General features: G+C 57.2%; 8 protein-coding genes. 3 read left to right on the top strand and 5 right to left on the bottom strand.

What is annotated here, in order from left to right; all coding sequences use genetic code 11:
• The first annotated feature begins 270 nt into the window (after positions 1-270).
• Positions 271-405 carry a hypothetical protein gene (locus HFM78_RS08565; protein ID WP_287129019.1) on the top strand — a complete coding sequence of 45 codons (135 nt, stop codon included), beginning with the start codon at positions 271-273 and terminating at the stop codon, positions 403-405.
• Here HFM78_RS08565 and HFM78_RS08560 read toward each other — a convergent pair.
• The 5 genes from HFM78_RS08560 to hslO all read right to left on the bottom strand — a co-directional run bounded on the left by HFM78_RS08560 (position 402) and on the right by hslO (position 3,364).
• A complete protein-coding gene (locus HFM78_RS08560) occupies positions 402-1,046 on the bottom strand; it encodes a DUF3386 domain-containing protein (RefSeq protein ID WP_287129018.1) in 645 nt (214 codons plus the stop codon). The two genes, HFM78_RS08565 and HFM78_RS08560, sit on opposite strands and share 4 nt — an antisense overlap.
• 74 nt (positions 1,047-1,120) lie before the next feature.
• On the bottom strand, positions 1,121-1,408 hold the full coding sequence (locus tag HFM78_RS08555) for a hypothetical protein (protein WP_287129017.1): 288 nt from the start codon (positions 1,406-1,408) through the stop codon (positions 1,121-1,123).
• A gap of 155 nt (positions 1,409-1,563) precedes the next feature.
• A complete protein-coding gene (locus HFM78_RS08550) occupies positions 1,564-1,866 on the bottom strand; it encodes a hypothetical protein (protein ID WP_287129016.1) in 303 nt (100 codons plus the stop codon).
• A 79-nt stretch (positions 1,867-1,945) separates the two neighbouring features.
• Complete coding sequence (locus HFM78_RS08545) at positions 1,946-2,449, bottom strand: DUF6391 domain-containing protein (protein WP_287129015.1); 504 nt, start codon at positions 2,447-2,449, stop codon at positions 1,946-1,948.
• 6 nt (positions 2,450-2,455) lie between these two features.
• Positions 2,456-3,364, bottom strand: coding sequence for an Hsp33 family molecular chaperone HslO (gene hslO, locus HFM78_RS08540; protein WP_287129014.1), 909 nt, complete (start codon positions 3,362-3,364; stop codon positions 2,456-2,458).
• A 166-nt stretch (positions 3,365-3,530) separates the two neighbouring features.
• Between hslO and HFM78_RS08535 the strand changes: the two genes are divergently transcribed.
• Both HFM78_RS08535 and HFM78_RS08530 read left to right on the top strand, forming a co-directional pair.
• Positions 3,531-3,806 (top strand): hypothetical protein, encoded by a 276-nt coding sequence (locus HFM78_RS08535; RefSeq protein WP_287129013.1) that lies wholly within the window; start codon positions 3,531-3,533, stop codon positions 3,804-3,806.
• A gap of 57 nt (positions 3,807-3,863) precedes the next feature.
• Positions 3,864-5,904: endonuclease MutS2 (locus HFM78_RS08530; RefSeq protein WP_287129012.1), on the top strand; the 2,041-nt coding region annotated here is incomplete at its 3' end.

Below are 5,904 nucleotides of genomic sequence, written 5' to 3'. Positions count from 1 at the left end.
TGACGACATGGCTGCGCCACGCTAGGCTATCATGCGGATGCCCTGCGCCTGGAGCACCCCGATGTAGGCATGCGAGGCCTATTGCACGCCCCGGTGGTCATGATGCACCAAGCCTGCACTCACCGATAAGTTCCATGCCCAGTCGGCTATAGGTGATATCTAAGATCCACCATGGGTCTACCCCGGTCACCTCCAGCTTGGGCACCAAGTTGGGATACAACTTCAGATTATAAATTTGCTTTCGCGGAGGATGAATGAAACGGGTGATGTTTGTTTGTCGGCGCAATTCAGCCCGCTCTCAGAGACCCAGACGGTCAGGACCTAGCCGTATTTCGCCAAGTCCGTGACCAAGTGCGCGCATGGGTAGAACGCTTACGGGCTATCCTCGTCAATGATGGAACCTAGGCCCCGAGTTGAATGTTCCTGTACTTGATCTCGGTGTACAGTTTCTCGCCCATTTCGGTGCCGCTGACGGTCTGCTGGGTCATCAAATATTGACCCTCAAAAGCTTCGTACTGGTCATGGAACTTGACTTGGCGCACCACCTGTCCGTCCTTGGGATTGGTGAAGACCGCGTTGTACAAGGTCGAGATGTACCCTTTACCTGTGTCGAGCTTCTCTAGGTGGTTAATCGTGAAGGCCATCCGTCCCATCACCCGCGATACTTGGACCATTTGGTTGTCACGGACTTTGTAATGAGACCCCATGGCATCCCCACCCACAGTAATCGGGTAGGCCCCGGTGCTGTCGAGTTCACCGTCGAACTCAAAACTATGGTCGCCGTGGGCAGTGGTAAAGTCCGAGGGTTTGCGGTGGACGACGACATCCTTGAGTTGGTTGCGGAGCCATTCCTCGGCCTTGGGGTCGCTGGTCTGGACCGTGACTTGCATATCTGCTGTGACTTGGACTTGTCCGGTGTAACACTGGCCCGCGAGTTCCAGGGTGAAATCGGCGCGATACCCAGGGAAGGTCGCGTCCCAGGTATAGCGATTTTCATAGGCAGCCTTGAACAGGTCACGGGCGTTGGCACTGACAGTCGAGGTCATGAGGTCTTCCTTACTACAAAATCCAGTTTATCAGCCCGTTCAGGACCCTGTAACCCAGACTGTTAAGGTCAACCTCAACCCGGCGGGGGTGAACTAACTTTATACACATCACAGGCCGGTTCCCAAAGAATCATGTAGGAGGGGAGTTCATCGGACTCGTGTTGGTCGAGCTGGTTACAGACGTAGGGCGTGACGACTGCCGCACAGTAGCTCGCTACCTCCGTGTAGACCGCTATTTGCGCGTGGGTACAAGTCAATGTTTGTTCTAGCGTCGGGGGGGTGAAGATTTGGGGCTCAGCACGAACTAAGGGCGAGAAGATGAGTAGGGCACAGACCAAGGCAAGGGATTGGGTGAAACGCATGGATTAGGTTGTGATGTTGCGCCGTTATTATATAAAGTTTTATACATTTAGCATGTATTCCTGAATGCAAAGTCTAAGTATTTCCTATGAGTGATTTTTTTAATTGACCTAGGGTAATCCTGGGAGGTGATATTACTTTCTTCACCCCGCTGGACTTAAGGGTACTGCTCTTGGTCGCTGTGATATTTGACCGGGGCTTGCTCCACCAGTTCTTCAGGGTCCGGCTGGTGGCCTTCAACGGGAGGACCGGAGGAACCGCCGAAAGCATCCATACCAATCAACGTGGAGTAGCCCGCTGCGGTCACGCCCTGGCCTGTCACTGCCATATCCTGATAGGTCACATCCTCTGTGGGCAAGGGACTAGAGACCGGGGGCAAAGCTCCTTGACCTACACCCTCATTCTCGTCAGGGGTGGGGTTCTCGCCCATCGGTTCGTGCTTCTTGGTATCGGCAGGCATGGGTCGTCCTCAGTGGGGATCTAAACTCACCATCGTTGCCAAACTTACACTACGCCTCAGTCTCAGGGTAGGACTCGTCCTAATTGACCCAGCCCACGCGGACAAAGTGTCCCCCACGTCCGAGCCAATCTTTTTCATAGGTGACGCCCTGAATGACGAGGTTGTGGGGGATGGCGGTGGTGAGATGACGTTGGGTCAGTGCCCCTAGGTCGCGAGCTAAGAGTGAGGCCCCAAAAACCGCCAGCCCTACCCCTAGCAGTCGGGGCAAAGGACGACGCGGTAACAAACTTCCGCAGCCTAGAGATAACCCCAGGGTCAACACCATCCTCACCGAGAGATTCGTCCCACAGCGCGGATGGACCGCAAGCCCAGCCTCTCCCTGCTTGAACCGCTCTAGGGCCGTCTGGACCGCCTGTTCAAGTTGCCTTGGTTCCACCGCGCCATAAATATAAAATCCGTGGTCAGTAGCCGTCCCGCCCAGTGTGATCTGGGGTTGGGTTTCGGCTAGGACCCAGACGGTCCCATGTTCTAGGGCATGACATTGGCGCAAACAGGCCAGATTCAAGGTAGTCGGATTTGCCATATCCCCTCAGGGGGCAGAAAGACGGGCTTCCTGCTCAATTGCTGCAATCAGTGTAGTCAATTGCGCCACGCTCAGACGGTACTGCTCATTGCAAAAGTGACAGGTGGCCTCCGCGCCGTGGTCCTTCTCAATCATGTCTTGTAGTTCAGCCGTGCCCAACATTTTGATGGCACCCAGGACCCGCTCCACGGAGCAACCACAGGCAAAACGGACCAACTGCGTTTCCGGGAAAACTTCCAGGTCCTTCTCCCCCAGGATCTCCTGCAAAATCTGGGTCAGGTCCTTACCGGAGCGTAGGTAAGTCGTAATCCCCTGGACCCCCTGCAAGCGGTCGTCCAGCCACTGGGCCAACTGCTCATGCTCAGGGTCGGGCATCAGTTGGAGGAGGATACCCCCGGAAGCCTCGACCCCCTGGGCACTGACAAAGACGCCCAACAGGACGGCTGAGGCGGTCTGCTCTGAGGAGGCCAGATAATGGGTGATATCTTCGCCAATTTCGCCACTGACAAGCTCGACGGTCCCGGAGTAGGGCTTACCGTAGCCGAGGTCCTTGACCACGTGCAAGAAACCAGTATCGCCCACTGCCCCGCCCACATCCAGTTTGCCTTGGGGCGTTGGCGGTAGTTCGAGGGTCGGGTTTTTTACGTAACCGCGCACCGTACCATCAGCCCCAGCATCCACAAAAATCCCGCCTAAGGGTCCATCCCCCAACACCCGGATATTGACTCGTGCGGACTCGGCCTTGAGGTTGCAACTGAGGAGGAGTCCGGCGGTCATTGTCCGGCCCAAGGCCGCTGTTGCCACACTGGAGAGTCCGTGACGGCCCCGGGCCTCCTCGACTAAGCGCGTACTGATCACGCCCATGGCCTGGACTCTACCCTGGGCTGCCGTGGCACGTATTAACTGGTCAGCCATGTGATTCCCCAATCATCCTTTAATTATTGTGGCACTCACCTTCTACCCGCCGCCGCCCTAGGCATAATCCCCACTCGCTCACCGTCATCAGCAATGCTTATGGGAATGCGCGATCACATCAACTTTTAGGGTGATCCCCAATAGCGGATTGTGACGTAATATTTACATGATCCCTACACCGGCAAGGGACGTGCGCGTCGAAGAACTAATGGCTGAGCGGACTTCCTGTTACCAAATTGCTCGCCGGATTAACCAGCAGCGGGTCATCCTCTGTCGGGCTTTGCGGATTCAGAGTCCACCGCCCAACAGTTTTCGTGAAGTCCTGCTCCACGACCTCAATGAATTGACCGCTCAACTGAGCCATGTCCTCTCTCAATCGCGCCGCCTCACCTTGCAGATTATTTTCCAACAGGACCAAACCGATAGTTGTAACCCTAGCTGACGTTGACGCGACTGGGGTGAATTGGAGATCATGGAGGGTAGTGGTCTAGGAAGAAGTTTGCAAGACGATACACTCCGTTTATTACAGTGGGACCGTTTATGTGAACAGGTGGCCCAGTTTGCCCAGACGGAGAGTGGGGGGCGCAACTGTCTCGCCCTGCAACCCGCCAGTACCGAAGACGCCGCCCGCTACAAGTTACAGCAGACCCGTGAGGCCCGCCTCCTTGAGACCCAACTCGCTCAGGGCTTACCTTTAGGCGGGATACGTGATATCCAAGCAGTGGTGCGCCATGCCCAGGTGGGCGGCTTGCTCGAAGGAATGGCCTTATTAGCTATCGCCTCGACCCTGGCGGCGGCCCGTAAGGTGCGCCGGGTGATTGAGGACCGGGAGGATATTCCTCTCCTGCTGGATCTTGTTGAGACCCTGCGGACCTGCCCGGAACTCGAACAGCGTATCAACTTCTGTCTGGATGACAGTGGACAGGTGATGGACCGGGCGAGTCCGGCCCTAGCTGAGGCCCGCAGCCAACAACAACGCCTCCGCGAAAAAGTCCAGAAGACCCTACAAAGCCTGCTCCAACGCCAAGCCAACAGTCTCCAAGAGCAACTGATTACCGAGCGCGACGGGCGGTTTGTTGTCTTGGTCAAGGTCAACGCCAAGGACCAAGTGCCGGGGATTGTCCATGACACCTCCGCCAGTGGGCAGACCCTTTTTGTCGAACCGCTCGGCGTGATTGAGGACCAGAACCGCATCCGGCAATGGCAACGCACCGAACAACAGGAAGTCGAACGGGTCCTCTGGGAACTCAGTGGCTTGGTCGCAGCGGAATATCCAGCCCTCAGCCATCTGATTGATGTACTGACTACCCTCGATGGCGCAACGGCCCGCGCCCGTCACAGCCTCTGGGTCGGTGCGGTGGAGCCCGTCTTCCACCCCCATCTGCTGGAACTCAGGAGCCTCAGTCATCCGTTACTCGTGGCCCAGAGCCTGCGTGATCCCAGCCGTACCGTCGTCCCGATCCATATTTTTCTGGAACCGCCGGTACGCGGGGTGGTCATCACCGGACCCAACACGGGCGGGAAAACCCTCACCCTCAAATCCGTCGGGATCGCGGTCCTGATGGCGAAAGCGGGACTTTTTGTGGTGGCGACGAGCGCGGTGGTGCCTTGGTGCGAACGGGTCTTGGCGGATATCGGCGACGAGCAATCCCTGGAGCAAAATCTGTCTACCTTCTCCAGTCACGTCCGCCGGATTGTCGGGATTTTGCAGGAAGTCGGCCCTCGGGACTTGGTGCTTTTGGATGAAGTCGGAGCAGGGACCGATCCCCAGGAGGGTTCGGCTCTGGCAGCAGCCCTCTTGCAGCACCTAATCCAAGTCAGCCGGTTCACCCTCGCCACCACTCACTACGGTGCACTTAAGGCCCTCAAATACCAGGACCCGCGCTTTGAAAATGCTTCTGTTGAGTTTGACGAACAATCCCTGGCCCCGACCTACCGTCTGTTGTGGGGCATCCCCGGACGCTCCAACGCCCTCAACATTGCCCGCCGTCTGGGGTTAGATTCGCAAATCCTCGCCGAAGCTCAGTCCTGGCTCTCCCCGCAATCCCTGGAGGCCAACACCGTCATTGCCGGACTCGAGGCCCAACGTCGGCAACAGGAACAGAGCAACCAGCGCACCCAACAACTCAACCAGGACATCGAAAAAGTCCAACGCGAATTGGTCAGCCAAAAAGAAGCCCTCCTGCGCGAACGACTGCAACTACAACAACAGGAACAGCAACAACTCCAGGAATCCATCGCCGGCGCCAAGACCCAGATCGCCCGGGTTATTCGCCAACTCCAAGCCAATCCCACCGCCCAACAGGCCCAACAGGCCACCCGCACCCTCACCGAACTTGAACCCAAAACCACTGCTCACACCCCCGAGAACTACCGTCCGCAAATGGGCGACCGCGTTCAAGTTCTGAGTTTGGGTCAGACTGGAGAGGTACTGACCGTGACGAGTGACGGACAGGCCCAAGTCCGCTGCGGGGTCCTCAAACTCTTAGTTCCCGTGGACCAACTCTGGCCCGTCGGGGTGAAAGTCCCCGCCCAACGGC

Source organism: Candidatus Cyanaurora vandensis, assembly GCF_013285555.1.
In the GTDB taxonomy this organism is placed as follows: Bacteria; Cyanobacteriota; Cyanobacteriia; order Gloeobacterales; family Anthocerotibacteraceae; genus Cyanaurora; species Cyanaurora vandensis.
The sequence above is the reverse complement of the archived record's forward strand: the minus strand, read 5'-3'. Positions and strand labels throughout refer to the sequence as shown.

Excerpts from the sequence above, each read along its gene's own strand:
- hslO (WP_287129014.1), bottom strand. The coding sequence starts at position 3,364 with ATGGCTGACCAGTTAATACGTGCCACGGCAGCCCAGGGTAGAGTCCAG.
- HFM78_RS08535 (WP_287129013.1), top strand. The coding sequence starts at position 3,531 with ATGATCCCTACACCGGCAAGGGACGTGCGCGTCGAAGAACTAATGGCT.
- HFM78_RS08560 (WP_287129018.1), bottom strand. The coding sequence starts at position 1,046 with ATGACCTCGACTGTCAGTGCCAACGCCCGTGACCTGTTCAAGGCTGCC.
- HFM78_RS08555 (WP_287129017.1), bottom strand. The coding sequence starts at position 1,408 with ATGCGTTTCACCCAATCCCTTGCCTTGGTCTGTGCCCTACTCATCTTC.
- HFM78_RS08550 (WP_287129016.1), bottom strand. The coding sequence starts at position 1,866 with ATGCCTGCCGATACCAAGAAGCACGAACCGATGGGCGAGAACCCCACC.
- HFM78_RS08545 (WP_287129015.1), bottom strand. The coding sequence starts at position 2,449 with ATGGCAAATCCGACTACCTTGAATCTGGCCTGTTTGCGCCAATGTCAT.